Origin of the sequence: Sphingobium sp. ZW T5_29, assembly GCF_044987515.1 — a bacterium.
Taxonomy (GTDB): domain Bacteria; phylum Pseudomonadota; class Alphaproteobacteria; order Sphingomonadales; family Sphingomonadaceae; genus Sphingobium.
This window is the reverse complement of sequence record NZ_JBJDRM010000021.1, coordinates 1-25,064: the sequence shown is the minus strand read 5'-3', so window position 1 is coordinate 25,064 and position 25,064 is coordinate 1. Positions and strand designations below refer to the sequence as shown.

At 62.6% G+C, this 25,064-nt stretch carries 20 protein-coding genes; 8 read left to right on the top strand and 12 right to left on the bottom strand.

The features are described from left to right. Positions 1–128 precede the first annotated feature (128 nt). Positions 129–911: a phosphoribosylaminoimidazolesuccinocarboxamide synthase gene (gene purC, locus ACI3KQ_RS15325; RefSeq protein ID WP_404959105.1), complete on the top strand. Its 783-nt coding sequence runs from the start codon at positions 129–131 to the stop codon at positions 909–911. Positions 912–986: 75 nt separating this feature from the next. Here purC and ACI3KQ_RS15320 read toward each other — a convergent pair whose 3' ends face one another. Further along, positions 987–1,739 (bottom strand): sulfite exporter TauE/SafE family protein, encoded by a 753-nt coding sequence (locus tag ACI3KQ_RS15320; protein WP_404959103.1) that lies wholly within the window; start codon positions 1,737–1,739, stop codon positions 987–989. 156 nt (positions 1,740–1,895) lie between these two features. On the opposite strand from ACI3KQ_RS15320, the gene purS reads away from it, so the two are divergent. Further along, on the top strand, positions 1,896–2,129 hold the full coding sequence (gene purS, locus ACI3KQ_RS15315) for a phosphoribosylformylglycinamidine synthase subunit PurS (RefSeq protein ID WP_167303498.1): 234 nt from the start codon (positions 1,896–1,898) through the stop codon (positions 2,127–2,129). 3 nt (positions 2,130–2,132) lie between these two features. Next, positions 2,133–2,807 carry a phosphoribosylformylglycinamidine synthase subunit PurQ gene (gene purQ, locus ACI3KQ_RS15310; protein WP_404959101.1) on the top strand — a complete coding sequence of 225 codons (675 nt, stop codon included), beginning with the start codon at positions 2,133–2,135 and terminating at the stop codon, positions 2,805–2,807. 174 nt (positions 2,808–2,981) lie between these two features. Here the strand turns inward: purQ and ACI3KQ_RS15305 are convergent, their stop codons facing one another. The 4 genes from ACI3KQ_RS15305 to wecB all read right to left on the bottom strand — a co-directional run bounded on the left by ACI3KQ_RS15305 (position 2,982) and on the right by wecB (position 8,446). Beyond that, a complete protein-coding gene (locus ACI3KQ_RS15305; RefSeq protein ID WP_404959100.1) occupies positions 2,982–5,084 on the bottom strand; it encodes a GumC family protein in 2,103 nt (700 codons plus the stop codon). Then, a complete protein-coding gene (locus ACI3KQ_RS15300) occupies positions 5,084–5,773 on the bottom strand; it encodes a polysaccharide biosynthesis/export family protein (protein ID WP_404959125.1) in 690 nt (229 codons plus the stop codon). Before ACI3KQ_RS15300 ends, ACI3KQ_RS15305 begins: the two co-directional genes overlap by 1 nt. Positions 5,774–5,917: 144 nt before the next feature. Beyond that, on the bottom strand, positions 5,918–7,213 hold the full coding sequence (gene wecC / locus ACI3KQ_RS15295) for a UDP-N-acetyl-D-mannosamine dehydrogenase (protein WP_404959098.1): 1,296 nt from the start codon (positions 7,211–7,213) through the stop codon (positions 5,918–5,920). Between the two features lie 87 nt (positions 7,214–7,300). Then, positions 7,301–8,446, bottom strand: a complete 1,146-nt coding sequence (gene wecB / locus ACI3KQ_RS15290; protein WP_404959096.1) for a non-hydrolyzing UDP-N-acetylglucosamine 2-epimerase — start codon at positions 8,444–8,446, stop codon at positions 7,301–7,303. Positions 8,447–8,596: 150 nt separating this feature from the next. Here wecB and ACI3KQ_RS15285 point away from each other — a divergent pair, with 150 nt between their 5' ends. Both ACI3KQ_RS15285 and ACI3KQ_RS15280 read left to right on the top strand, forming a co-directional pair. Continuing rightward, positions 8,597–9,919, top strand: a complete 1,323-nt coding sequence (locus ACI3KQ_RS15285; RefSeq protein WP_404959094.1) for a UDP-glucose dehydrogenase family protein — start codon at positions 8,597–8,599, stop codon at positions 9,917–9,919. Further along, positions 9,916–10,041 (top strand): hypothetical protein, encoded by a 126-nt coding sequence (locus tag ACI3KQ_RS15280; RefSeq protein WP_404959092.1) that lies wholly within the window; start codon positions 9,916–9,918, stop codon positions 10,039–10,041. Before ACI3KQ_RS15285 ends, ACI3KQ_RS15280 begins: the two co-directional genes overlap by 4 nt. Before the next feature lie 31 nt (positions 10,042–10,072). Here the strand turns inward: ACI3KQ_RS15280 and ACI3KQ_RS15275 are convergent, their stop codons facing one another. After that, positions 10,073–10,930 (bottom strand): ABC transporter permease, encoded by an 858-nt coding sequence (locus ACI3KQ_RS15275; protein WP_404959090.1) that lies wholly within the window; start codon positions 10,928–10,930, stop codon positions 10,073–10,075. Positions 10,931–11,033: 103 nt separating this feature from the next. On the opposite strand from ACI3KQ_RS15275, the gene ACI3KQ_RS15270 reads away from it, so the two are divergent. From ACI3KQ_RS15270 to ACI3KQ_RS15260, 3 genes are all read left to right on the top strand, one after another. Continuing rightward, positions 11,034–11,735 carry a GcrA family cell cycle regulator gene (locus ACI3KQ_RS15270; protein ID WP_404959088.1) on the top strand — a complete coding sequence of 234 codons (702 nt, stop codon included), beginning with the start codon at positions 11,034–11,036 and terminating at the stop codon, positions 11,733–11,735. Positions 11,736–11,843: 108 nt separating this feature from the next. After that, a complete protein-coding gene (gene parE, locus ACI3KQ_RS15265) occupies positions 11,844–13,817 on the top strand; it encodes a DNA topoisomerase IV subunit B (RefSeq protein WP_404959086.1) in 1,974 nt (657 codons plus the stop codon). 98 nt (positions 13,818–13,915) lie between these two features. After that, entirely contained in the window at positions 13,916–14,962 is a 1,047-nt protein-coding gene (locus ACI3KQ_RS15260; RefSeq protein ID WP_404959084.1) for a transglutaminase-like cysteine peptidase, read from the top strand. 13 nt (positions 14,963–14,975) lie between these two features. On the opposite strand, the gene ACI3KQ_RS15255 is transcribed toward ACI3KQ_RS15260, so the two are convergent. The 6 genes from ACI3KQ_RS15255 to ACI3KQ_RS15230 form a co-directional block, all read right to left on the bottom strand. Beyond that, entirely contained in the window at positions 14,976–16,250 is a 1,275-nt protein-coding gene (locus tag ACI3KQ_RS15255; RefSeq protein WP_404959082.1) for an HlyD family type I secretion periplasmic adaptor subunit, read from the bottom strand. Next, complete coding sequence (locus ACI3KQ_RS15250; RefSeq protein WP_404959080.1) at positions 16,247–17,242, bottom strand: cell wall hydrolase; 996 nt, start codon at positions 17,240–17,242, stop codon at positions 16,247–16,249. The genes ACI3KQ_RS15255 and ACI3KQ_RS15250 overlap by 4 nt, the downstream gene beginning before the upstream one ends. After that, positions 17,239–19,398 (bottom strand): type I secretion system permease/ATPase, encoded by a 2,160-nt coding sequence (locus ACI3KQ_RS15245; protein ID WP_404959078.1) that lies wholly within the window; start codon positions 19,396–19,398, stop codon positions 17,239–17,241. Before ACI3KQ_RS15245 ends, ACI3KQ_RS15250 begins: the two co-directional genes overlap by 4 nt. Positions 19,399–19,451: 53 nt before the next feature. After that, positions 19,452–20,846, bottom strand: coding sequence for a TolC family protein (locus tag ACI3KQ_RS15240; protein ID WP_404959076.1), 1,395 nt, complete (start codon positions 20,844–20,846; stop codon positions 19,452–19,454). Positions 20,847–20,858: 12 nt separating this feature from the next. Further along, positions 20,859–21,518: an OmpA family protein gene (locus ACI3KQ_RS15235; protein WP_404959074.1), complete on the bottom strand. Its 660-nt coding sequence runs from the start codon at positions 21,516–21,518 to the stop codon at positions 20,859–20,861. Positions 21,519–21,615: 97 nt separating this feature from the next. After that, positions 21,616–25,064: hypothetical protein (locus ACI3KQ_RS15230; RefSeq protein ID WP_404959072.1), on the bottom strand; the 3,449-nt coding region annotated here is incomplete at its 5' end.

Genomic DNA, 25,064 nt, shown 5'->3' with positions numbered 1-25,064 from the left:
CAACTGGCCGCTAATTGCACCCCCGCCTGCTTTGGTCTATGGGCCACGCCAGCAGCCCCGGCACCCGCTGATCCTTCTCGATTCGCGTTGCCGGGGCACATTCTTTTCTTGGGAAGACAGGAACGCGCATGGCCCGTCGCCGCCAGATATACGAAGGCAAGGCAAAGATCCTTTACGAAGGTCCTGAACCCGGCACGATCATCCAATATTTCAAGGATGACGCCACCGCTTTCAACGCGCAGAAAAAGGGCACGATTTCCGGTAAGGGCGTGCTCAACAATCGTATTTCCGAGCATATCTTCACCCTGCTCGGCCAGATCGGCGTCCCCACTCATTTCATCCGCCGCCTCAACATGCGCGAGCAGCTGGTGCGCCAGGTGGAAATCGTGCCCATCGAAGTGGTGGTGCGCAACGTCGCGGCAGGATCGCTGTCCAAGAAGCTTGGGATTGAGGAAGGCACGCAACTGCCCCGCACCCTGATCGAATATTGTTACAAGGACGACGCGCTGGGCGACCCGCTGGTGTCCGAAGAACATATCGCATGTTTCGGTTGGGCCACGCAGGAAGAGATGCATGAGATCGCCGACATGGCGATCCGCATCAACGACTTCATGTGCGGCCTTTTCGCGGCCATCGGCATCCGCCTGGTCGATTTCAAGCTGGAGTTCGGCCGTTTGTGGGATGGCGACTACAGCCGCATCATCCTGGCCGATGAAATCAGCCCCGACGGCTGCCGCCTGTGGGATATGAACACGGGCGAAAAGCTGGACAAGGACCGGTTCCGCCGCGACCTGGGCGGCGAAGTCGAAGCTTATCAGGAAGTCGCCCGCCGCCTCGGCCTTATGCCCGAAGGCGCGGACACGACCGTCCTGGACCTGGACACGCATCGCAAGAAGCGTAGCAAGGACTGAGGCTTGAACGCCCTCCCCGGTTCGCAAAGATGGGGGAGGAACATTGGTGAAAGCGGTGGAGGGGGAAGGCGCGCCCTATCCCGCCACCGCATCGACCATCAGCTTGCCGCCCAGCAGCACCATCAGAAGATAGATCAGCGTGTAAAATCGCGCCTGGTCGATCCGCCGCACCAGTGCCACGCCCAACAGCGTTGAAATCAACGCCACCGGGGCCAGCATCGCCGTCGCCATCAGGTTGGGGCGCGTAAACTGACCAAGGGCGGCGTAAGCGGGCACCTTCATCCAGTTCATCGCTGCAAATGCCAGCGCCGTCGTGCCCACCAGCACATCACGGGGCAACCGCTTAGGCAGCACCCACATCTGGTAGGGTGGCGATCCCGCATGGGCGATTTGGCTGGTGAAGCCGCTGACGATCCCAAAAATCGCGCCCACCCAGTCCGGCGAATTGGACGGCAGCACGACCTTCCCGCCCCGTTCGATCCACAGCCGTTGAAGGCCAAACAGCGTCGATATCAACCCAACGACACCCAAGACCGCGCTTTCCGACACTTGGGCCGCGAAAACATAGCCAATGCCGATTCCGAGCGCCATTCCGGGCAGCATCACCTTCAGGATATGCTTGCTCCAACTGTGGCGGAAAACCCATACGCTGACGACATCCTGCAGAATGAGGATGGGTAGCAATATGGCCGCACCGCGCACTGGGTCTATGGCCAGCGCCATCACCGGCATTGCCAGCGCGCCCATCCCACCAAATCCCCCCTTGGCAAGGCCGGTAAGGGTGACGGCAGCGATGGCGCAACCATAGTAGAAGATATCGGCAGGCACCGGGCGGTCCTAGACGAGCAGGATGGCGCCGCGAAGCATCTTTTCATGAACCGCCATGATAGTGTCACGATCGCCAGGGAACGGGATAATGCCTTGCCTGTCGCGCGCCACGGGACTAGGGGATGCGCCATAAGCATCCACGGAGTTTCGCACCTCATGAAAGCCCGCATCTTCGTCACCCTCAAGGGCGGTGTCCTGGACCCGCAGGGCAAGGCGATTCACCACGCGCTAGACGGCCTTGGTTTCGCCGGGGTCAATGACGTGCGCGCAGGCAAGCTGATCGAACTGGACCTGGCTGACGGCACCAGCGACGAAGATATCGACGCCATGTGCCGTAAGCTGCTCGCCAATACGGTGATCGAAAACTACCGTATCGAAAAGGCGGACTGACCCATGAAGAGCGCCGTCATCGTCTTCCCCGGCAGCAATTGCGACCGCGACCTCGCCGTGGCTTTCGAAGCGGTGAGCGGCACGAAGCCGGAAATGGTCTGGCACCGGGATACCGAACTGCCGGACGACATCGACCTGATCGGCGTGCCCGGCGGCTTTTCCTACGGCGACTATCTGCGTTCCGGCGCGATGGCCGCGCGATCGCCCGTGATGCAGGCCGTGGCGAAGGCGGCGGAAAGGGGCGCTTATGTGCTGGGCATCTGCAACGGTTTTCAGGTTCTGACCGAAAGCGGCCTGCTGCCCGGTGCGCTGCTGCGCAATGCCGGTGGCCATTTCATCTGTCGCGACGTCAGCCTGACGGTTGAAAATGCACAGAGCGTCTTCACCAGCAAATATGATGTTGGCGAAACGGTCACCTTCCCGGTCGCTCATCATGACGGCAATTATTTCGCCGATGCTGGCACGCTTGACCGGCTGGAAGGCGAAGGCCGCGTGGCGCTGCGTTATGCGGAAAGCTGCAATGGTTCCGCTCGCAACATCGCCGGCATCCTCAACGAAGCGGGCAATGTACTGGGCATGATGCCCCACCCGGAGCGCGTGATCGAACCCGCCCATGGCAAGACCGACGGTCGGCGCCTGTTTGAAGGCCTGGTCGAAGGCCTGCTCGCGCGGGCTTGATTCGGCAGCGCTGCTAACGGGGTTGCGGCTGGATTTTCAAACCTTCGAACTCGGCTCCTGCCTTCGCAGGAGCACTTGGATCGTAGCAACGTGCCCCTGCGAAGGCAGGAGCCCAGTCCCGCCCTCTTCCAACTGAACGACATCTCCCCCACAATCGGCAGCAATAACGCCCCGCTAGCCGCCCCGGTGATAATCATATTCGAAGGCGCGCCCTTCCTGCTTGGTCAGCACCGCGCCGACGATAGCGCTGCCTGAACGGCGCAAACGATCGACCGCGACGCGCAGCCCGCCATGATGATTACGCCCCCATTCGACGACCAACACCGTGGTCTGCGTCTTTGCCGCCAGCAATAAAGTGTCGGGCTGGCCCAGGATCGGCGGCGCGTCGATCAGCACCGTGTCATATTGCTCCTGAACCCCGGCCAGCAACGCATCCAGCGCTGGCGTGGACAGCAACTCGGCGGGGTTGGGCGGTATCGCACCGCTCAGCAGCAGCGATACGCCGGACACGCCGCTGGGGACGATCACCTCATCCGCGCTCGCCTGCCCGGTCATGACCTCACTAATGCCGCGTTCCGGCGTCACGCCGAACAGCCTGCGCTGCCTTGGCCGCCGCATGTCAGCGTCGATCACCAGCACCCGCCGATCAAGTCTGGCCAGCGCCAGCGCCAAAGCGTGCACGGCGGATGACTTGCCTTCCCCCTCTTGAGCGCTGGTAACCAGAATTGAACGCGGCAATCCCGCGGAAGACGCCAGCAACAATGATGAAGCGATGGGCACGAACGTGTCCACAACCGGCCTTTCGGTGGCGGGGACGGTCCCTAGCAGAGGCAGATTCGTGCGCTCCGCCAATGTATCGGCGGACGTCACCGCGTCATCGAATACATGGCGCAAGCCCACCAACATCAGACCTAGCGCCAGCCCGCCCAGCGAAGCCAGCAACATGGTCGATCCAATCCGGGGCGATGATGGTCGCGATGGCACTGCGGCCCGGTCCAGTGGCTGGATGCGGCCCGCCTGGAAACCGGCCTGCGAGGCCATGTCGCGATACCTCTGGAGCAGGCTGTCATGCAACAGCCTGTAGGTATCGACCGTCCGTTCCATTATGCTCATCTGCACCCCGCGCCCGCGCTCTGCCAGCGTCTGACGCTCGACATCGGAAATTTCCGCCTCGATCTGCTTTTCGCCGTGAACGGCGACGTCATATTGTTCTTTCAGCGAAGCGCGGATCGTGTTCGCCATCACCTGCGCCTGATCGTCCAACGCCTCCATCCGGGCGCGAGCCTCGCGCATTTCGGGGTGTGCAGCCTTGCGGAATTGCCGCTGTTCCACCATTTCGGCGCGCGCCTGCGCCCGTTGCGCCATCAACTGCTGCATTGCCCCGTTGTTCAGCACCTCCGGCAACGTTTCCACGCTGGAAAGTCGGGCGCTTTCCCATCGCTTCTGCGCGGCGATCCGTTCAGCCGTTGCCTGGGCGCGAAAGGCATTGAGCTGGGCCAGACGCGTGGCGCTGGCCCCGGCGCTATTGGCTGGGCGGGCCGATGACGCGTCATCCGATGCCCCCGTTCGCGCCGCATAGACGGCGAGGTCGCGCTCTGCCCGCTCAAGATCCCGGCGTGCGCCGTCCAGTTCGCCCAACAGGAAACGGCGCGCCTGCACGCCCGATTCGAAACCTCGTTTCAGGTCGGCGCGGATCAGACTGTCAGCATAGCTATTGGCTACGCGCGCCGACAACACGGGATCAGCGCTGGTAAAGCTGATGCGGATCACGCGGGACTTGCCCGGCAGTTCCACCTTCAGATTATCGCGCAGCAGGCCGATCACCGCCTCGGTTTCCACCTGTCGCTGGCTGAGGGAAGCAGAGCCTTGGTCCGGCCGCCTGACCTTCATGGCGTCAAACAATGTCCGGTTACCGATCAGCGCCAGTTCGCGCGCCACATCCTCGGCCAACGACCGACTGCGCAGCACTTCCAGTTCCGTCTGCATCAACGCTTCATTGTCTGATGGCGCCGGGGGCCGCTGCGCCGAAGCAGACCCAGCGGCTCCCGCAGGCACATCCTCCACTTCGACCGAGGCCGTGGCCCGATAATCAGGCGTGGACAACAGGATGAAGATCACGCCCGCCAGAACGCACAGAGCCATGGTGCCGAACAGGATCACGCGATGCCGCCGCACCGCCGTCCAGATGTTTCGCGCCGTCACCACGGTGCGCGCGGCAGGGCCTTCCTCGACAGCTGATCCATTGCCCGGATCGATGCGGATGCTGGACCTCGACATCAACGTCCTCCATCCAGCGCGACGAAGCCTGCTCCAATCGCCGGCAGCGCCAGCAGCCCCGCCCCCAAAATCGTCTTGGCCCGCGAAGGCCCTACCAGGATCATGTCGCCCGGCAGAATTTCAGGATCCGGCGCTTCGCCCTTGCGAATAGACGACAGGTCGAACATCGCCGCTTTGCGCACGCCGTCGGCTTGGCGCACGACAACCACCTGTTTCAGGCTGGCGAGCCGCGTAGGCCCTTTCGCCAGCGCCACAGCCTGCAACAGGCCCAGCCGCCCTTCGAACGGGATCAAGCCCGGTTCGCGCACCTCGCCATCAACGGTGATGCGGCGGCTCACCGCTTTTTTCACAAAGACGGTGACCTGCGGTGATACCAGATAGCGCTCCTCCAGCCTCCCCGCGATCACGTCCGACGCTTCGCCAGCCGAAAGACCGGCGACCGGCACATCCCCGACCAGGGGCATGCGCACCATGCCCGCCGCCGTGACCTGCGCATCCTCCAGCGACAGACCGGGTTCATGATAGACCTGTATGCGCAGCACATCGTCAGCCGCGATGCGATAATCCATCCCGACCGCCGGGGCCGGGGGAATGATCTCATAGGCCGCATCTCCCTTGGGCGCGTCCTCTACCGTCGTGCAGGCGCTCAGCGCGATGCTGGCCGCCAATCCGGTCAGCAACCGTGTCATCCTGACGATCGGTTCGTGCATTCCGCTGTAAATCCCCGCGCTTTTTCAGCGGCCCATCGCAGGGCGGCCATCGGGCGAGGGGTTAACGAGGCGGGAAGGCCATGGCAACCATGGGCAGGACGGCCTGCGCCCTTGCCCGGTTGATCAGACCGCGATTCGACCCGGCAAGGAAGGGACGACGCGACGCGGCTGGTCCTGCCATACGCCGCGCGTGTCATATACGGCCTTGTCGGCGCGTTCGTCCACGGGCACGGATTTGAACATGTCATGATCGACAAGAATGACGAAAACGCTGCATTGTTCCAGAGCCGTATCGAGATCCATCAACTCCGCCCCGGTGCCAGCAAACTCCATCGGCAATGCTTGGGCATAGGGTTCGACCAGCTTTACCCGGCGCCCATAACGCCGGGCCAGCCGGGCGGCGACCTTCACGGCCGGGCTTTCGCGAAAATCGTCGATATTCGCCTTGAACGCCAGGCCTAGGCAGGCAATGTCATCGCCCGGATATTCGTCGATCAGGTCGGAAGCGCAGGCGACGACATGTTCGGTCTTGCCATCATTGACCTCTCGCGCGGTGCGGATTAGGCGGCTGTTTTCCGGGTCGCCATGAACGATGAACCAAGGGTCGACCGCGATGCAGTGCCCGCCGACGCCCGGCCCCGGTTGCAGGATGTTGACCCGCGGGTGCCGGTTGGCCAACCGGATGACTTCCCACACATCGATGTCCATCCGTTCGGCGATGACGGACAGTTCGTTGGCAAAAGCGATATTGACGTCGCGGAAGCTGTTTTCGACCAGCTTCACCATTTCCGCCGCCCGCGCCGTCGTCGTGATGCACGCGCCCCGCACGAACTGGCGATAAAAGGCCAGCGCCTTGCGCGCGCAACGCGGCGTGATGCCACCGATGCAGCGATCATTGTCGATCAATTCGACCAGGATGCGGCCCGGCAGGACCCGCTCAGGGCAATAGGCAATGGCAATATCACCCGCACCACCCTGACCCGGCATTTTGAGGTCGGGGCGTAGCTGGGCGATCAGGTCGCGCATGGCTTCGGTCGTGCCCACCGGCGACGTCGATTCTAGGATCACGGTGTCGCCCGCCTTCAGCACGGTAGCCACCGTCCGGGCAGCGTTCAGCACATAGGAAACGTCCGGCGCGCGATCCTGAGCCACGGGCGTGGGCACCGCGATGATGAAAACGTCGCTCGGCTCGACCTCCAGGCTGGCGCGCAGATTGCCCCGCGCCACAACGCCCTGCACCAGCCCGTCCAGATCGACTTCTTCGATATGAACGCGGCCCGAATTGACCGTTTCCACCACATGAGCGCTGACATCGACGCCAACCACCTGGCATCCGCCACGTGCGATCAGCGCGGCGGTCGGCAGGCCTATATAGCCCAGGCCGATGACGGAAACCTTCTGATGCTTGTCGACGGGCATGCAATAATCCTGAGAAGCCGATGATTTACATCGGTTTCTGCCCGGAAATGCTGAAGATTTCGGTAACGCTGCCGGTTGCAAACAATATCAGGCCGCTTCGTCCATCTCAGCCGCACGCGCCGCGCCGTTTGCGATGACTTGGGCGATCCGCTGTGCCGCCAGCCCATCGCCGAAGGGATTGTGAGCCCGCGCCATCGCGGCATAGGCGTCCCCATCATCCAGCAATGCCAGCACTTCGCGCACGATCCGCGTGCGATCGGTGCCGACCAGCTTCGCCGTTCCAGCCATGACGCCTTCGGGCCGCTCGGTCGTCTCACGCATCACCAGTACGGGCTTCCCCAGCGAAGGCGCTTCCTCCTGCACGCCGCCACTGTCCGTCAGCACCAGGTCGCACATATCCAGCAGCCGCACGAAATGGGGATAGTCCAGCGGTTCGATCATCGCGACATTGGGCAGGCTGCCCAGCACCGATTCCATCACCGGGCGCACATTGGGATTCGGGTGCACGGGGAAGATGACCGCAACATCAGCCCGAGCGGCGATGTCGGCGATGGACCGGGCGATCGCTTCCATGCCTCCGCCGAAATTCTCCCGCCGATGGCTGGTCACCGCCAATATCCTTTTGCCCGCGAATCGCTTCGCCAACCCGTCGAGACCGGCAGCCAGCGACGGCGTCGACCTCAACCGATCCCGCGTGGCCAGCAACGCATCGATAACCGTATTACCAGTGACATGGATGCCCTCGGGCGCACGGTTTTCCTTCAGCAGTGCGTCGGCAGCCGCCTGCGTCGGCGCGAAATTCATATCGGCAATACACGCGACGACGCGGCGGTTCACCTCTTCGGGCCAGGGATGATGGATATCGCCGCTGCGCAACCCGGCCTCGACATGGGCAACGGGGATCTGGCGATAATAAGCTGCCAGGCTGGCGACCATCGTGGTCAGCGTGTCGCCATGCACCACCACCCGGTCAGGCCGCTCGGCATCGAACGCCTTGCCCAGTTCCACGATCAGCTTGGCCGTCAAGCCATCCAGCGTCTGTCCCGGCGTCATGACGTCCAGGTCCATGTCTGGCCTGATGCCTGCAATTTCCAGCACCTGATCCAGCAGTCCGCGATGCTGCGCGGTGACGATGACGCGGGTTTCCACCTGTTCGCATGCACGCAGGGCGTGGATCACGGGAAACAGCTTGATCGCCTCTGGGCGTGTCCCGAATACCACCGCAACCTTCATCTTCGTCCCCTGTGCGTGCCTTTCGGCGATTTTCGCAGCAAATCGTAACCATCCTCTGAACAAGGGGTAACTCCGACGCGCGCTTTCGCACGCGCAAGGACCTGTGCTAGGGCGCGGTCAACCTTTCATTTCAAAGGACTGCGGAAGTTTATGAAGATCACGATGATCGGCACCGGATATGTGGGCCTGGTATCGGGCGCCTGCTTTGCCGATTTCGGCCACGACGTCGTCTGCGTGGATAAGGTGGCGGAAAAAATTCAGGCCATCGAATCCGGTCGCATGCCCATTTTCGAGCCGGGGCTTGACCAACTGGTGGCCAACAACGCTTCCGCCGGACGCCTGACCTTCACGACCGATCTGGCGGCAGGGGTGAAGGGCGCGGACGCGATCTTCATCGCCGTGGGCACGCCGTCGCGCCGGGGCGATGGCCATGCCGACCTTAGCTATGTCTATGCCGCCGCACGCGAAATCGCGGAATCGCTGGACGGGCCGACGGTCATCGTCACCAAATCCACTGTCCCCGTCGGCACCGGGGATGAAGTCGAACGTATCGTCAAGGAAGTGCGGCCCGATCTGGACATTCAGGTCGTATCCAATCCCGAATTTCTGCGCGAAGGCGCGGCCATCGGCGATTTCAAGCGCCCCGACCGCGTTGTCGTCGGCACCACGGGGAATGAACGAGCGATCGCAGTGATGGCGCAGGTCTATCGCCCGCTGAACCTTAACCAGGCGCCCGTCATGTTCACTGGACGGCGCACGGCAGAGCTGATCAAATATGCCGCCAACGCCTTCCTGGCGACGAAAATCACGTTCATCAACGAAATGGCCGACCTGTGCGAAGCGGTCGGTGCGGAAGTGCAGGAAGTGTCGCGAGGCATTGGCCTCGACAACCGCATCGGGTCCAAATTCCTGCATGCCGGACCCGGCTATGGCGGCTCCTGCTTCCCCAAGGATACGCTGGCCCTGGTCAAGACCGGGCAGGATTATGATACGCCCATCCGCATCGTCGAAACGGTCGTGCAGGTAAACGACCTTCGGAAAAGGGCGATGGGCCGCAAGATCGTGAAGGCGCTTGGCGGCGACGCGCGCGGCAAGAAAGTCGCCCTGCTGGGCCTGACCTTCAAACCCAACACCGACGACATGCGCGACGCACCCAGCCTGGCCATCGTCCAGGCGCTGGAAGATGCGGGGGCAAAGATCACCGCCTATGACCCAGAAGGCATGGACGTCGCCGCGCCGATGATGCCCAGCGTCACCATGACGCGCGATGCCTATGAAGCAGCGGCTGGCGCAGACGCGCTGGTCCTGGTGACCGAATGGGATATTTTCCGCGCGCTTGACCTCAAGCGCCTCGCCGGGTCGATGACCACGCCGCTGCTGATCGACCTGCGCAACATCTATCCCAGCGCCGAAGCGGAAGAGGCGGGCTTCTCCCTCATCCGGGTGGGCGGCAAAGGCGTGACCGCCGAATGAAGCTGGCGCCGAAGGGAGGGCGGGACCACCACGCCCTCCCCCGCCTGCATCACTGGATGATCGCCGCCGCGCTTCTTTTCATCATCACGCTGGCCGTGCCGGTGATGGCCGGACTGACCTGACCTTCTGGCGCACGATGCCCACGATCGGGGTTCAGGCCTTCAGCTTCCATCCCCGGCGCAGCAACGTGTAGCATAGCATCGCCAGCGCGATGTTCAGCACCAGCAACACGATGCTGCCCACCACGACGTCGCCATCGGCGGCAGCGACGAAGCCATAGCGAAAACCGGAAATGGCGTAGAAAAACGGGTTCGCGTGGCTGATCGCCTGGAATATGGGCGCCAGCCGGTCGACGGAATAAAAAGTGCCCGACAACAGGGTCATCGGCCCGATCACGAAATTGGTGATGGCCGCAGCATGGTCGAACTTTTCCGCCCAGATTGACGTCAGCACACCGATGAAGGCGGTCAGCGCCGACCCCATCAGGCCAAACCAGATAATCGCCCACGGGTGCGCAGGCGTCACATGCACGCCCGGCCACAGGGCCATCGCCCCCCACAGCGCCAGTCCGACGCATAGCGCACGGGTCATCGCCGCGCCCACCAGCGCCAGCAACAGCTCGCTGTTGGACAAGGGCGGCATCAGATAGTCGATCAACGTCCCCTGCATCTTGCCTGCCAGCAGGGAAAAGCTGCTGTTGGCGAACGCGTTGTTCATCATGCCCATGATCATCAGGCCGGGCGCAATGAAATCGGCGAAAGGAACGCCCAGCACCTGGCGACCCGACCCATTTCCGCCACCCAGAGCGATCGTAAAGATCACCAGGAACATCAAAGTCGTCACGGCGGGGGCCCAGATGGTCTGCAACTGGACCTTCATGAAGCGCCGGACCTCCTTGCGATACAGCGCACGCATCCCGGCCCAGTTGACGTTGCGGATCACCATTTCCCCCGGTTCGTGGAAGGGCGGGCGCGAGGAGGCGTTTGTCGAAAATTGGGGCTGGTCGTTCATGATGGGATCGACTATCGGCTGGCCTGATATGCCGCAAGGGCGTTGTGTGCGGAATTGCGCGTCCCATATAGGGCGCGAACCGAATATTTTGAGGAGTCATTCATTGTCCTGGACCGACGAGCGCATCGACCAGCTCAAGGCAATGTGGGAAAAAGGCCTGACCGCCAGCCAGATTGCCGAAGAACTGGGTGGCGTCAGCCGCAACGCGGTGATCGGCAAGGCGCATCGCCTGGGCCTGCAGTCGCGTCCGTCGCCCGTCAAGGCGAACGACGCGCCCAAAAAGGCCGCGCCTGCTACCCGCAAGCCCGCACCTGTCGCCCCAGTAACGGCAGCGCCCAAGCCTGCGCCCGCGCCACAGAGCACAACCGCTCGCGCTGCGCCGCCCGCCGCCGCACCAGTCGCGCCTTCCGCATCGGCAGGGGTTGGGACCGGAGCAGCGCCCGCCAATGACGCGCCCGCCGCGCCGCAGCCACGTATCATTTCCGTCGGCCCCGGCGGTTTCCTGCGGCAGGGTCCCGGCGACCAGCAGGCGCCGATCCCACCCGCGCCGCCACGCCGTCTGGTTCCTGCCAAGCCCAGCGCGGAAATCGCGGGCAAGACGTCACTGCTCGACCTGACCGAACGCATCTGCAAATGGCCGATGGGCCATCCGGGCGAACCGGATTTCCACTTTTGCGGCGAAACGGTGAACCCCGGCTTCCCTTATTGCGTGGAACATTGCGGCCGTGCCTATCAGGCGCAGCTGCCACGCGGCACGCGTCGTCCGCCCCCGCCACTGCCCTTCGGTGGCCCGCGCGTTCGCTGACCCTGCGCACATCAAAAATTGGAAATATAGGGAGGCCGATCCATCGTGATCGGCCTCTTCTTCTTGGCTGACTTGCACCTGTCGCTGACCCGCTTATAGCTGGTGGCCATGTCCGATCTGTTTCAGAGCCAGCCGCTCAGCTCCCCCGGTTACGACGCGTCTTCGATCGAAGTCCTTGAAGGGCTGGAGCCTGTTCGTCGCCGTCCCGGCATGTATATCGGCGGCACGGACGAACGCGCGCTTCACCACCTCGCCAGCGAAGTGCTGGACAACAGCATGGACGAAGCCGTTGCGGGGCATGCGACACGGATCGAAGTCACGCTGGAACCGGGCAATCGCCTGACCATCACGGATAATGGCCGCGGCATCCCCGTCGATCCGCATCCCAAATTTCCCGGCAAGTCCGCCCTGGAAGTGATCCTGACCACCCTCCATTCGGGCGGCAAGTTCACTGACAAGGCTTATGCGACCTCCGGCGGCCTGCACGGCGTGGGCGTCAGCGTTGTGAACGCCCTGTCGTCGGTGACCGTCGTGGAAGTCGCGCGCAACAAGGAACTGTTTCGTCAGAGCTTCGCGCAAGGCTTGCCGACCAGCGGCCTGGAAAAGGTGGGCGCCGCACCGAATCGACGGGGCACGTCGGTCAGTTTCATTCCCGATCAGGAGATTTTCGGGGAGCAGAAGTTCAAACCCACCCGCCTCTATCGCCTTGCCCGTTCGAAGGCCTATCTGTTCGCTGGCGTCGAAATTCGTTGGAAATGCGCGCCTGAACTGATCAGCGACGACACGCCACCTGAAGCTGTGTTCCAGTTTCCCGGCGGTCTGGCCGACCATCTGAAGGAACAGGTCGGAAATCGTGAATGCGCCACCAGCGCCTTTTTCTCCGGCAGCCAGGATTTCCCCGATACCGTTGGTCGCGTCGAATGGGCGGTCGCTTGGCCGCTGTGGTCGGACGGCAGCTATAGCTGGTATTGCAACACGATCCCGACCCCCGATGGCGGCACCCATGAAGCGGGCCTGCGCGCCGCTTTGGTCAAGGGCATCCGCGCTTTTGGCGAACTGGTGGGGCAAAAAAAGTCGAAGGACATCACCGCTGATGACATCGTGACATCGTCAGAGATCATGCTGTCCGTCTTCATCCGCGATCCTCAGTTTCAAAGCCAGACCAAGGACCGCCTGACCAGCCCCGAAGCGGCGCGCCTGGTCGAAAACGCCGTGCGCGACCATTTCGATCATTATCTGTCCGATCATATGGAACGCGGCAAGGCGCTGCTGGCTTACGTGATCGACCGCATGGACGAACGGCTGAAGCGTAAGGCCGAAAAGGAAATCAAGCGCAAGACCGCAACCTCCGCGCGCAAGCTGCGCTTGCCCGGAAAGCTGACCGATTGTTCGACCGACAGCCCCGAAGGCACTGAAATCTTCCTGGTCGAAGGCGATTCCGCTGGCGGGTCGGCGAAGCAGGCGCGTGACCGCAAGACCCAGGCGATCCTGCCCCTGCGCGGCAAGATATTGAACGTGGCTTCGGCGAATATGGCCAAGATCCTGGCAAACCAGGAAATTGCCGACATGATCCTGGCGTTCGGCTGCGGCACGCGAAAGGACTGCAACCCCGACAATCTTCGTTACGAACGCATCGTCATCATGACCGACGCCGACGTGGACGGGGCGCATATCGCCACGCTGCTCATGACGTTCTTCTTCCAGGAAATGCCCGAACTGGTCCGGCGCGGTCATCTCTACCTCGCCCAGCCGCCGCTCTATCGGCTCGTCGCGGGTGGCAAGAGCGCCTATGCCAAGGATGACGCGCATCGAGAGGAACTGCTGGCCAAGGAATTCAAGGGCAAGAAGGTCGAAGTCAGCCGGTTCAAGGGGCTGGGTGAAATGAACGCCATCCAGTTACGGGAAACCACCATGGACCCGAAAACCCGCAGCCTCATTCGCATCACCCTGCCCGATGACATTGAAGATCGGCAACAGGTCCGCGAACTTGTGGAACGGCTGATGGGGACCAATCCCGCGCACCGCTTCGCCTTCATCCAGGAAAACGCTGCGACGGTGGACGAAGAAGCCATCGACGCCTGATCGGGCGGCCTGACGTCGCGCCCCGCCTTTCATGGCTACTCCCGCGTTAACCAGAGCGGGCCACGGGATGTTCAACCTTCTGCGCGATACCCGCCAGCATGGCAGGCTTCGCCCACCCCCTTCGCATCGCGGTCAGCGCCGCGCCCGCCCTGCTGCTGGCCGTGAATGCCGGAGCGGCCCAGGCGGAAATGCATCTGTCGCCCGCGCGCGCCACATCGACATTGGGCGCCTTGCCCTATGGCAACGCGGATCGCGTAGCGTCGACGCTGCTGGCCGGCGGCATGAGCCGCCTGACCGCGATCAGCGCACAACAGGGCAGCACTTCCCCCCTTTCATGGACTGCCGCATTCGTGGAACCGCAAGCCATCGTCAACGAAGGGCGCATCAAAAAGATTCTGGCGTATATGCCTGGCTGGGAATTGCAGGGCATCCGCCTGACACTGGGCCAGCCCGCTGTCAGCTATCGTCAGCCCGACCTGATGCCAGCGTTCATGGGCGGCTTTATTGCGGCACCGGCAACCGGCGTTCGGGCCACAGCCAGCCTCTTGGTGGAAACAGCGCCACTACCGTCCCAACCAGTCGACGCCCCCCGGAACGGCCAGCCCGATATTTTCGGCTCGGTCGCAATGGCGGTGTCCCGCACGCCGCTCGACGGTAAGTGGGCGGCGGTAGCCCGCTCCGCCCCGACCGCAGCAATTCCCGCCAGCCTGCTTCGATCCGCTCGCGCGGCGCAGGGGCTGCAGCAGGTCGAAATGGTAAATCGCTGGGTCAATGGCCGCCTGCGCTTCGTGAATGACCCACAGGGGGGAGACATCTGGACTTCGGCGATACAGTCGCTGCAGCGCGGCGCAGGCGATTGCGAAGACTATGCCATCGCGAAAATGCAGCTTTTGGCCGCCGCTGGTTTCGACCGCCGTGCAATGTTCCTGGTCATCGCGCGCGATCTGGTCCGCCGGGCCGATCACGCCGTACTTGCGGTACGGGTCGATGGCCAGTTGATGATCCTGGACAATATGACGGACCGCGTTCTTCCGTCGTCAGCGGTCAGCGACTATCGGCCGATCATGAGCTTCAACGCCTTTGGCCGATGGACCCACGGCTACCGGGTAAGCACCCCGCAGCCGGTGCAGTTCGCGGCGCGCTGATCAAACTGGCGTCTTACCGCTCCCGCAACGCCTCAGCCCGCGCCTTCATGATGGGTTTCAGCAGATAGGCCAGCACAGACTTGCGGCCGGTCAGTATCTCCACATCACATACCATGCCGGGCGTGATAGGCAGCTTGTGCGCGCCTGATCCAAGCCAGGCACGATCCGTTTCCACCACGACGGTGAAATAGGCCTCCCGCGTTGCTTCGTCATAAACGCTGTCTGCTGACACCTGCTGAACCGTGCCGGTCAGGCCGCCATAGATCGAAAAATCATAGGCCGTGACCTTCACGACCGCCCGGTCGCCAGTCTTGATGAATGCGATATCGTTGGGCTTGACCCGTGTTTCGACCAGCAGCTTGTCGCCTATGGGAACGATCTGCATGATCTTTTGCCCAGCCGTGACGAAGCCGCCGATGGTAGTCACCTGAACGTCATTGACGACTCCATCGACAGGGGAACGTATCTCTGCGCGCTGCGCGCGGCCCTTCGCCCCGCGCAGGGACTCGCTGTTGACCGAGATTTTCGCCTCCAACTGGCTACGTTCGTCCAGGGCATCCTGCCGGAACTGAAAATTGGCCTCCGACAGCTGCGCCTGCGCCTCGCGAATGGCGGCCGAAGCCCGCGAAGCCTGCTGTTTAGCGGCGTTCAACCGTCCCTGCGCATCCACAACGTCGCGTCTTGCGTCCAGCAGTTCCGTTTGCGGGATGATGGATTTCGCCGCCAGCGGCTCCAGCATCGCCACCCGTTGGCGCGCCAGTTGAACGCTGCCGCCCAGGCTGTCGATCGTCGCCTGCGCTTCGCCCAATTCCCGCCGACGCTGATCGACCTGAGCCGACATCGCGTCCTGCTTGCTGCGAAGTGCGGACTGACGGACCTGGGCCAGCGCCTGTTCCTGCTGACACTCGGATGCACCGCTTGCACATTCCGCCCCCACACCGGTGCCTTCTTTTTCAAGGCGTCCAGCCCGTGCCGTCAAGGATCGCGTTTCCGCCTGCAATTGTCCCAGTTCGGATGCCAGCATTGCGTCGTCCAGGCGCACCAGCAACTGGCCCTTGCCCACCTTTTGCCCCGACCGAACCAGAATTTCCTCGATCGTCGTCGGCTCGGCGGACTGGATGACCTGCGCCTTGCTGGACGGGATCACCCGCCCCTGCCCGCGCGTCACCTCATCCACCGGCGCCAGGCCGGCCCACAGCAGGAAAACCAGCATCCCCCCGCCGCTGTAGAGGATGACCTGTTTGTTGGCTGGCTGTCCCCGCAACCAGTTGATCCAGCGCCCCATCATGGTTGGCCCTTCTGAACTGCATGTTCGTCGGTCGCCAGCGCGACCGTCCTTGTCTTTTCCTGAGCGGCCAGCATGCTGCTGAGCGCGCCATTGCTTCGCGAAGGGTCGGCGATCGACAGCTTCCACCCCTTCGCCGGGTCCATCCGCCCGCCAACATCATTGGCTGCGCGCCTCTCTGGCAGGGCTGCGACGGGGGGATAGTCTATGTCTGGCTCCGCTATCGAGGCCATGTGGGACGCGTCAAAAGCCGGGACATACTCACCGCCCGCGTAGCGCCCCGTGAAGGCGCGGGGCAGGCCCCAGGTGCCCGGCCAGCGATAGAAGATATGCGCCCCTATCTTCGCCAGCTTGGCCAGATGCGGCGCCCAACGGGGAAAGACATAGTCGGCATGATAATGGGTGGCCGTTCCCACACTCTTTTCGACCTGCCCCTCCAGCGCGCCAGCCGCAACCCGCTGGGCCCGATTCCACAGGACAGGCACGGGCCGTTGCGCCAGCGAACCGTCGCAGACAAAGCTGAACTGGCAGACCGCAGCGTTGAAACGTTGATATACGACGCCGCACACAGTCTTGGCGAAGGCGGGGTGCCGTACGCGATTGAGCACCACCTGCGCCACGGCACGCTGCCCGCTGTCCGGCTCGGCCGCTGCCTCATAATAAACTGCCTGCGCAAGGCAATGCAGTGCGCGCTTGCGGTCTTCGCCAGCCGACATCAGCGCATGGAATGGCGCCGCTGCGGCAATCGCGCTGTGTGCGAAGCGCAGCTCATCATTTTGCGCCTGTGCGGCCTGCCCCGTCGTCACCTCTGCGGCTTGCTGCGCGGTCATGTCGACCAGCGCGCGATATTGGCGCGGGATGGGCGATGCAACAGCCTCGCCTTTCGCCTGGACGACCGGATCGGCTGCTTCCCGCTCGCCCTGCCACAGCATCGTATAAGCGGCCAGCAAAGCCAGCGGCGCTGCGACGGACACGCTGCGGACAAGGGCGCTCATTGCACGCCTCCCCGCTGGAGCTGGCCGACGATCTCATCGCGCGGACCATCCGCCATCACCACGCCCTGGTCGATCACGATCAGCCGGTCGACGATGCGGAGCAATGCATGGCGATGGGTCGACACGATCAGCGTCTGACCGGGGTCAAGGGCCTTTGCGAGATGGTCGACGAACAGATTTTCGGTCTGATTGTCCATCGCCCCGGTCGGCTCGTCCAGAAAGAGCAGCTTCGCCGGTTCAACCAGCGCCCTGGCCAGCACCAGAAAGCTGCGCTGTCCGCCGGAAAGGCGACTGCCCCGTTCCCCTATGTGAAGGTCGAAACCCGCCGCATCGCGCCCGAAAAAGCGCGACGCGCCTGAGCGTTCCAGCGCTTCCAGCAGCTTTGCGTCATCGGCTTCCCGCGCGCCCAGCAGCAGGTTTTCCCGGACCGAACCACTGAACAGTTCAGCATCCTGCCCGACATAGCGGAAGGCGGAGCGCAGTTCATGCGGATGATATTGGCGACTGTCGATATCGTCGATGGTCAGCATGCCGCCGGTCGGCGGATACAGCCCGCAAATGACCCGGCCCAGTGTCGATTTACCCGACGCCACGCGTCCGATGATCCCGATCCGCTCCCCCGGTTCGATGCGCAGATTGATGCCCTTCAGGCTTGGCTGTGTAGCGCCCGGATAGGCAAACTCCAGTCCCTGCGCGACAATCGCACCCTTGCGGATTTTCGGGATGATGCCGCGCGCTCCATCCAGCCGTTCATCCGGCTGGTCGATCAGTGACTGCAAACTGTCGAGCGTGGTCATCGCCTGGCGCGCCCGCACGATAACGAAGGCAAGCTGTCCCACCGGCGCGAGCGAGCGCCCCGCCAGCATGACGATGGCTATGATCGCCCCCATGGAAATCTTGCCCGCGGCAAACATGTAGAATCCGCCGATCACCAGCGCGATGCTCGTCACCTGCTGGCAAAGCGATGCGAGTGTGACACTGGTCGAACTCAGCCGCCGCAGCTTTTCCTGTGTCGCAGCGCTCATCCGGGCATAGCGACGCCAGCGGCTGAGCATCCGCCCTTCGCCACGGCACGCCTTCAGGGTCTCCATGCCGCCAATCGCTTCGACCAGAGCAGCGCTTTGCAGGCTGGAATCGGCCTGCGCATCACGTGACAGGCTGGCCATCGACCGTTGTAGAATAAAACCGGCAGTCGCCATGATGGCCATCGTGACGACAGGCACTACCGCCAGCCATCCGCCCAGAACCGCAATGATGGCGACGAAGAGGAAGAGAAATGCGAGGTCCACCACCAGGACCACGGTGGTCGAGGTGAAGAATTCGCGGACCGTTTCGAATTCCGACACGCGGCGTGCGAGCGCCCCGGTGCTGCCTGCACGACTAGCGAGCGGCACGTTCATCACCTTTTCGAACAGACGATGCGACAAGCGTTCGTCAATTTCCCGCCCGGATTCGTCCACTAATCTTGCTCGCGCAATCCTGAGCACGAAGTCGAACGCAAAGGCCAGCATCACGCCGGCGCCCAGCACCCAGAGGCTGGAAGCCGCCTTGTTCGGAATGATCCGATCATAGACGTTCATCGTGAACAGCGGCAGGGCGAAGGCGAGCAGGTTGATGATCGCCGCAGCCAACATCACATAGCCGAAAGATCCGCGGGCGCGCCAGACTTCCCGCCAGAACCAGTGCTGCCGCGCGCGTTCGTCCCAAGGGCGTTCTTCGGCCCTTTCGCGACCATGATCGGCCATGACCACCAGCGCTTCACCAGTGAAATGAGCCTCCAGGTCCGACAGCGGCGCCCAGACGGGTTCACTCGCGCGGGGCAGCTGCACAAGGGCGTCGCCCTGCTTGATGTCGAGCAACAACAGGAAGCGTTCATCCCTCAAGGGAAGAATGGCGGGGAAGTTACCGGGCCGCCACTTGTTCAATCGACCCCGGATTAGATCAGTCAGCAGACCGATCTGATCGAGCGCGGATTCCGCCTGGTGGAAAGGCACGCGCCCGGATTCATCAACGGCAATGCCAGCGCGCAGGCCCACGATTTCCGGCGACCGGTCGAAATGCCTCGCGACATGGGCGATGCATTCGATCAGTTCGTCACTGGGCGTGCCGTGATGGTCCAGCCATTCGGCCAGACTGAGTGTGCTTCGTTCCAACATTGTTTACCCCGCGCCACCCCGGCATCCGCCGGGGTGACCCCAATCATGGAAATTCAGCCCGGATAACGTCGCCGCTGCAATTCGGCAGGCGGCAGGTCCGGGACGTCATATTTCTTGCGCGCATAAGGATCTGCGCCCGAAGGCTGGGCGATCCCCAGCGTGTCGAGCAGCTGGTTGGTCGCAGCCAATATCTGATATTGTGCGAAAATTTCCGAAAAACGGGCCGTTTCAGTCCGCACCTGCGTATTGAAACGGGTGTTCTGGCTGTCCAGCACGTCCAGCAGCGACCGGCGGCCGACGTTGAACTGCTCACGATAGGATACCAGCAGCGAATCCGATACGATCCCCTGACGCGACAAATCGGTCAGGCGCTTCTTTTCGGTGTCCCAACGGTTCCAGGCGGTGCGGACATCTTCTTCCGCCTCACGCTGGCGTTGGCTCAGGCGGAAACGCGCCTCGCTCGCACGGCGGTTCATTTCCTGGACCTTCGCGCGATTGATGCCGCCATTGTAGAGCTGCCAACGCAGGACGACGCGACCTTGAACGTCATTGGTGCTGCCCCGGAAACCGTCCACATCCTCGCCAATGCGGCCTCGCCCTTCCAGCGTGACCGTCGGCCCAAGTTCGGACTGGGCCTCATCTACAACCGCGTGTGCAGCCTGAATATCGGCCTCAGCCTCGCGGATTAGGGGATTGTTGGTACGCGCGCCCGCAATTGCTTCGTCCAGCGTGGGAGGCACTGCACTCGTCACCGCATCCGGCATCGAAACCTGATCGATCGACAGCCCGGTCAGCGTCCGAAAGCTGATCGCCGCGTTGGTCAGGTCCTGCTGGGCCTCGCTTTGGCGAACCAGGGCGGACTGAAGGCGCTCTTCAGCCTGTTGCTGGTCGGCGATGCTGATCGACCCCTTCGACACGCCCTCACCCAGATCGCCGAGCAGCTTGCGATGGAAGGCGATATTGTCTTCCGCCGCCGCGACGATCCGTTGCTGCAACATATAGTCCAGATATTGGCGCGTGACATTCAACGCGACGAACTGCGACCGTTCACCGACGCGCAGGGCCGCACCGTCGATGCGGGCAGCCTGCCGACGCTTTTCGGCGCTGCGATAGCCAGAATCAAACAGCGTCTCCTCTGCCAGCACGCTCGCTTCCAGCGGATAGAGTGTCTCATCACCGATGCCGAGGGTCCGGCGGGTATTGTTCTCCAGGCGCCGGATGCCCGCAGAACCTTCCACGCTGATCCGGGGCAGGTATAGTCCCTTGGCCTGCTCGCGTTCAAACTCGATGGCTTCCTTGTTCTGGATAGCCTGGTTGATTTCAGGATGGCTGTCGATCGCGGCAGCGATGGCGCTTTTCAGGTCCGTGGTCTGGGTCCAGCCGGTTGTAGCCATAGCCGCCGCGCAAAGGGCCACCAGGCTTCCGCAAGTCTTGCGCATGGTTGTCATGATCGCCTCCCCTCAATTCGCGCTGGCAGTGACTTCGACCCGACGGTTCATCGGTTCGCGTACATTGTCGGCCGTTTCGATTTTCAGCTGGGTCTCGCCCAGCCCACTGACGGTCATCGCGTCCATCGCGATGCCACCCTGGCCCATCAGCCCGGCAACATTCTGCGCCCGGCGCAGCGATAGGCCATCATTATAGCCCTTGCCGCCGGACGTGTCGGTATAACCGGTAACGCCAAAGCGATTCCAACCGCATTGGGCCGCGGACTGTGTGATCTGACCGATCGTCGTCGCGCCCTCTGGCAGTGGTGTGTCCATGTTCCAGTCAAAGAAGATTGACACCGCCGGCGCCGTACAGTCCAGCGCGGGTGGGGCTGAGGCTGCGTCCGGCACCGGCGGCGGTGGCGCAGCCGAAAGGCGGGCCACAAACTCGTCGCACTTGTTGATGCTGTCCGCATCCTTCGTGCCCGATTTCATGAAACCTATGGCGATGCCGCACTGGTTCTTGGCCTCTACGGCCCAGGTCCACCGGCTGTCCTGCGCGCCCCGCAGCGTGGCGTCCGCCGTCGCAGCAACCGCCTTATCGTAGCGGCTTTTAAGCTCGCCCTTCAGCTGTGAATTGCCAAGCTGCAGCAAGGATGAAGCGGGGGCGGCCCACGCTCCTGTGGCTAGCATCCCCGCCGCAAGGCCGAAGGATGCAACGCTCCTCAACCCGTTCCGCATAATCATTCTCCCCCAAAAATTTTCCCGCGAGATTCCGTGGTCCAGCATGTCAGGCATGTGCCACCGCCATGGCGTCATGCGCCGCCATCGCCGCGTCGAAGACTGCCGCAGCAACAGCCATGTGCCCCATGTCCACCGGCTCGACGGCCGCGGGATTGAACATCGCCAGCGCAATCGGATGCTCACCACCAGGCAAGGCAGCCAGCAGCGCATCGATATGCGCAACGTCCTGCGCACCCAGCGCATCGGCGACGACCTGCGCCACCTCATCCGGGGCAATGTCATGGGCCGCCGCCAGAACCGCTGCATTGCCATCGAAGACAGGCAGATCGATCGGTTGGGCAAGCAGCGCATCATGGCTGTCAAAGTCCGCCGGGGGTGCGTCACTGGCATCCGATGGCGCGCCCGCAGACATATCCTCGCCTGCCGACAGGCTGCTGTGATCCGGGGCAGCTTCACCGCCGTGGGTCGACTGCTGGGCAGGGTCGTTGGCGCTGCCATCATCCTGATCTTGCAGGGCAAGCGACGCTGCAGGCTGATCCTCGTCCGTTATCGGACTGGTTTCAACCGTGGCGCTGGCTTGGACCGCAGGCTCCGCATTCGCCTCGTCTGCGGAAGACGCCGTTACCGGTTCCTGCTCACCCGCTTCGGCTGCGCCAACAACGGCCACAAGGCTGGCCGCAATCAGGGCCTGGTTAAATCCAGTCTGCTGGGTTCGCTCCGCCTCGACCTGTTCGGTTTCGCCACCGGATGCCTCGGTCTGGAATGCCACGTCAGCCGCAGCATATGTTTCACCGTTGGTCGTAGTGTAGCTGGTCTGGCCAAAAATCTGGACATCGCCTCCAGCTGCCTCTCCGGCCTGACCGTCCGAAGTCAGATTGAGCGAAACGATTTTCGCTTCGGAAAGTGTCCTGAACTCTCCGTCCTGGACGATGCCGTCGCTATTCGCATCCTGCCACACGCCAAAGCTCGCGAAATCCGCGTCGCTTGCATCCAGCATGCCGTCTTGATGGCTGTCATAAACCTTGGCTAGTCCCTGAAGGTCGGTCTCTCCCGCCTGGGTGGAAAATACGATCTTCAACGATCCGTCGGGATTGCGAAAGGCAAGAAGCCCGTCATCAGCCGCAACCCACGCCGTGGCCACCGCGCCAGTGCCGAAATAATCGTGGCTTACACCTGCGCTAAGGCCAAGATACTCGACCCCATCACCATCCAGGTCGAGGGCGATGGGAGGGACCAACGTCAGGTTGATGGCATCGTTGACAATGACCTGATCTCCGTCAGCATCCGTCAGCGACAGATCAAAATTCAGATTAACCGGATTGCCCGTCTGGGTTGTTTCCACCTGCAATTGGCTCAGCGAGAATTTGCCGTCCGTGCCGCCGCTTGTCCCGGCATTGGTGATTTCGATGCGGTCATATCCCGACGCAGTATAAGTCTGGACCTTATATTGCGCGCTCAATCCCGTGATCAGAACCGTACCGCTGGCTTCAAAATCGACAACAATGCCGCCTGCCACATTCTTGTCGGCCGTGACCGTGTCAATCAACGTGCCGGCAGCATTGTAGATCTTGACCATGGTGATGGCGAGGGTCGTATCATCTGCGGTGTTGGGTTCCTGCTGTTCGACATTGCCGTCTTCGTTGGCATCAACTGCCTTCAGCCGGACATCAGCGGTGGTCCCATTCGATATCTGATCGATCGTGAACTTGAAGCCGTTGACCGTCTGATGATTGACCATGACGAAGGCGTCATCGGACGTGCCGCCTCCATTCGCGTCATACGTAAAGTCGCCGAAGTCCAGTCGCAGACCAGCATCGGGATTGGTGATGTCGATGAATTGACCGTCTACTCCGATGTCGTCGGAGTCGCTGTTCACGCTTGGAGATGCCTGATTGCTGATCGGCGTGAACAGGATTTCCAGATTGTCAGCGCTCGTCGATCCGACCAGCTTGAAGGGCGGATTGCCCGCCACGCCGCCCGAAAGGTCGTTGAAGAATGCCCCCGACCCATTGTCGATCGCTTGATGAATCGTGGTTGTGTAAGTCCCAAGGTTCTGATTGAGCTGTACGGTATAGATGAGCGTCCCATCGGTGCCATTGGTGCTGCCAGTACGGCCTTGGAGCGTGGTGCCGCCATTCGACAGCCACAGCTCGATCATCGTGCCATTCGAATTCAGCGCAGTATCCTGGCCATTGACGATGTTGGCAAAGGTCAGCGTTCCCGGCTGATCGGCGCCAACATTATTGTTGATGTTGGAATCAACGTCCAGGCCACGAGTTGCGCTCTGCCCCGCAGCGTTTGTCAACGTGGTCGATATGGGCGCGAAGCTCGTCGGAATGTCATCGACGATGGAAATCACGATCGATCCCGGCGTAGCGTCGCTGTCGCCGGTGGCGTCCGTCACCGTCATGCTGATCGTGTCGGTCAGCGGGTTAACCTCGCCCTGGCCGCTGTGCGTCAACGCCTGGCTCAGCGTGTAGCTGTAGCCATAGGTCACGGTGCCGTTCACGTCCGGTGCCGAAATCGAGGTAATCGTCAGCACGCCCTTGCTGGTCACCACCTGCTGGCCCACCGCCGTGATCGTCTGCGCCGGGTTCAGATCGCCGTCGAGCGTCAGGGTGTAGCTCTCGCCGTTAGCGTTGACCGTGAATTGGCCGGTCGTGTCGGTCTCGCTCGCCGCGCCATGTTGCAACCCGTCGGCCAAGCCATCCTCATAAACCGTGCTCGTATCGCCCGTGACATCAGGCACGCGCGCGTCTTGGTTCAGGCTGATCACCAACTGCGCCAGGTCGGTGTCTCCGTCGCCGTCCGTGACCTGGTAGGTGAAGGTCTCGCTCGCCACGCCCGCCGGGATCGACGCGGTCTTGAGCGTGTAGACATAACTGCCATCCGCCTTGATCAGCAGGTCGCCATAGGTGCCGCTGATCGTGGCGCCCGCAGCGCCAACCGCCGTCAGCGCCCCGCCCCCTGCCTCCGTGCCCAGGCGAGCCCCCGACACCGCGCCGCCAACAACCGCGCCGTCCGCGCCGATCGTGTCCGCCACGCCGTCTGTCGCATTGGCGTCCATGCCGCCCGCGCCGGTAAACACATTGCCGTCAGCCTTGTTGCCAAGTCCCTCCGTCACGCTGTCCACGTCATCGACCGCCTGCGGCGTGTCATCGACGATCCGAACGATCAGCGTGTCGCTGGCGGTGGTCCCGCTGATGCCGTTGACGCTCAGCGCGACGCTGTCGTCAAACTCGGTGAGCGTCGCCCCGCTCTTGCTGTCATTGTCGATGGTGGCGCTTAGCGTGTAGCTGTAGCTCACCGCGCCCGTCCCCGCATTGTAGCCGGTCAGGCGCAGCGTCCCCTCGCCCGTGTTGACAACGCCATTGGTCGTGCCGAACGCCTGCATCTGCGCCAGGGTGAACACCGTGCCCCCCACCACGATGTTCGCGATCCCGTCGGTCGCGCTCACCGTGAAGCTGCCGCTCGTCACATGGCTGCCGTCATTGG

Coding starts and splice junctions, on each gene's coding strand:
- purC (WP_404959105.1), top strand. CDS start 129: ATGGCCCGTCGCCGCCAGATATACGAAGGCAAGGCAAAGATCCTTTAC.
- purS (WP_167303498.1), top strand. CDS start 1,896: ATGAAAGCCCGCATCTTCGTCACCCTCAAGGGCGGTGTCCTGGACCCG.
- purQ (WP_404959101.1), top strand. CDS start 2,133: ATGAAGAGCGCCGTCATCGTCTTCCCCGGCAGCAATTGCGACCGCGAC.
- ACI3KQ_RS15305 (WP_404959100.1), bottom strand. CDS start 5,084: ATGTCGAGGTCCAGCATCCGCATCGATCCGGGCAATGGATCAGCTGTC.
- ACI3KQ_RS15300 (WP_404959125.1), bottom strand. CDS start 5,773: ATGACACGGTTGCTGACCGGATTGGCGGCCAGCATCGCGCTGAGCGCC.
- wecC (WP_404959098.1), bottom strand. CDS start 7,213: ATGCCCGTCGACAAGCATCAGAAGGTTTCCGTCATCGGCCTGGGCTAT.
- wecB (WP_404959096.1), bottom strand. CDS start 8,446: ATGAAGGTTGCGGTGGTATTCGGGACACGCCCAGAGGCGATCAAGCTG.
- ACI3KQ_RS15285 (WP_404959094.1), top strand. CDS start 8,597: ATGAAGATCACGATGATCGGCACCGGATATGTGGGCCTGGTATCGGGC.
- ACI3KQ_RS15280 (WP_404959092.1), top strand. CDS start 9,916: ATGAAGCTGGCGCCGAAGGGAGGGCGGGACCACCACGCCCTCCCCCGC.
- ACI3KQ_RS15275 (WP_404959090.1), bottom strand. CDS start 10,930: ATGAACGACCAGCCCCAATTTTCGACAAACGCCTCCTCGCGCCCGCCC.
- parE (WP_404959086.1), top strand. CDS start 11,844: ATGTCCGATCTGTTTCAGAGCCAGCCGCTCAGCTCCCCCGGTTACGAC.
- ACI3KQ_RS15260 (WP_404959084.1), top strand. CDS start 13,916: ATGGCAGGCTTCGCCCACCCCCTTCGCATCGCGGTCAGCGCCGCGCCC.
- ACI3KQ_RS15255 (WP_404959082.1), bottom strand. CDS start 16,250: ATGATGGGGCGCTGGATCAACTGGTTGCGGGGACAGCCAGCCAACAAA.
- ACI3KQ_RS15250 (WP_404959080.1), bottom strand. CDS start 17,242: ATGAGCGCCCTTGTCCGCAGCGTGTCCGTCGCAGCGCCGCTGGCTTTG.
- ACI3KQ_RS15245 (WP_404959078.1), bottom strand. CDS start 19,398: ATGTTGGAACGAAGCACACTCAGTCTGGCCGAATGGCTGGACCATCAC.
- ACI3KQ_RS15240 (WP_404959076.1), bottom strand. CDS start 20,846: ATGACAACCATGCGCAAGACTTGCGGAAGCCTGGTGGCCCTTTGCGCG.
- ACI3KQ_RS15235 (WP_404959074.1), bottom strand. CDS start 21,518: ATGCTAGCCACAGGAGCGTGGGCCGCCCCCGCTTCATCCTTGCTGCAG.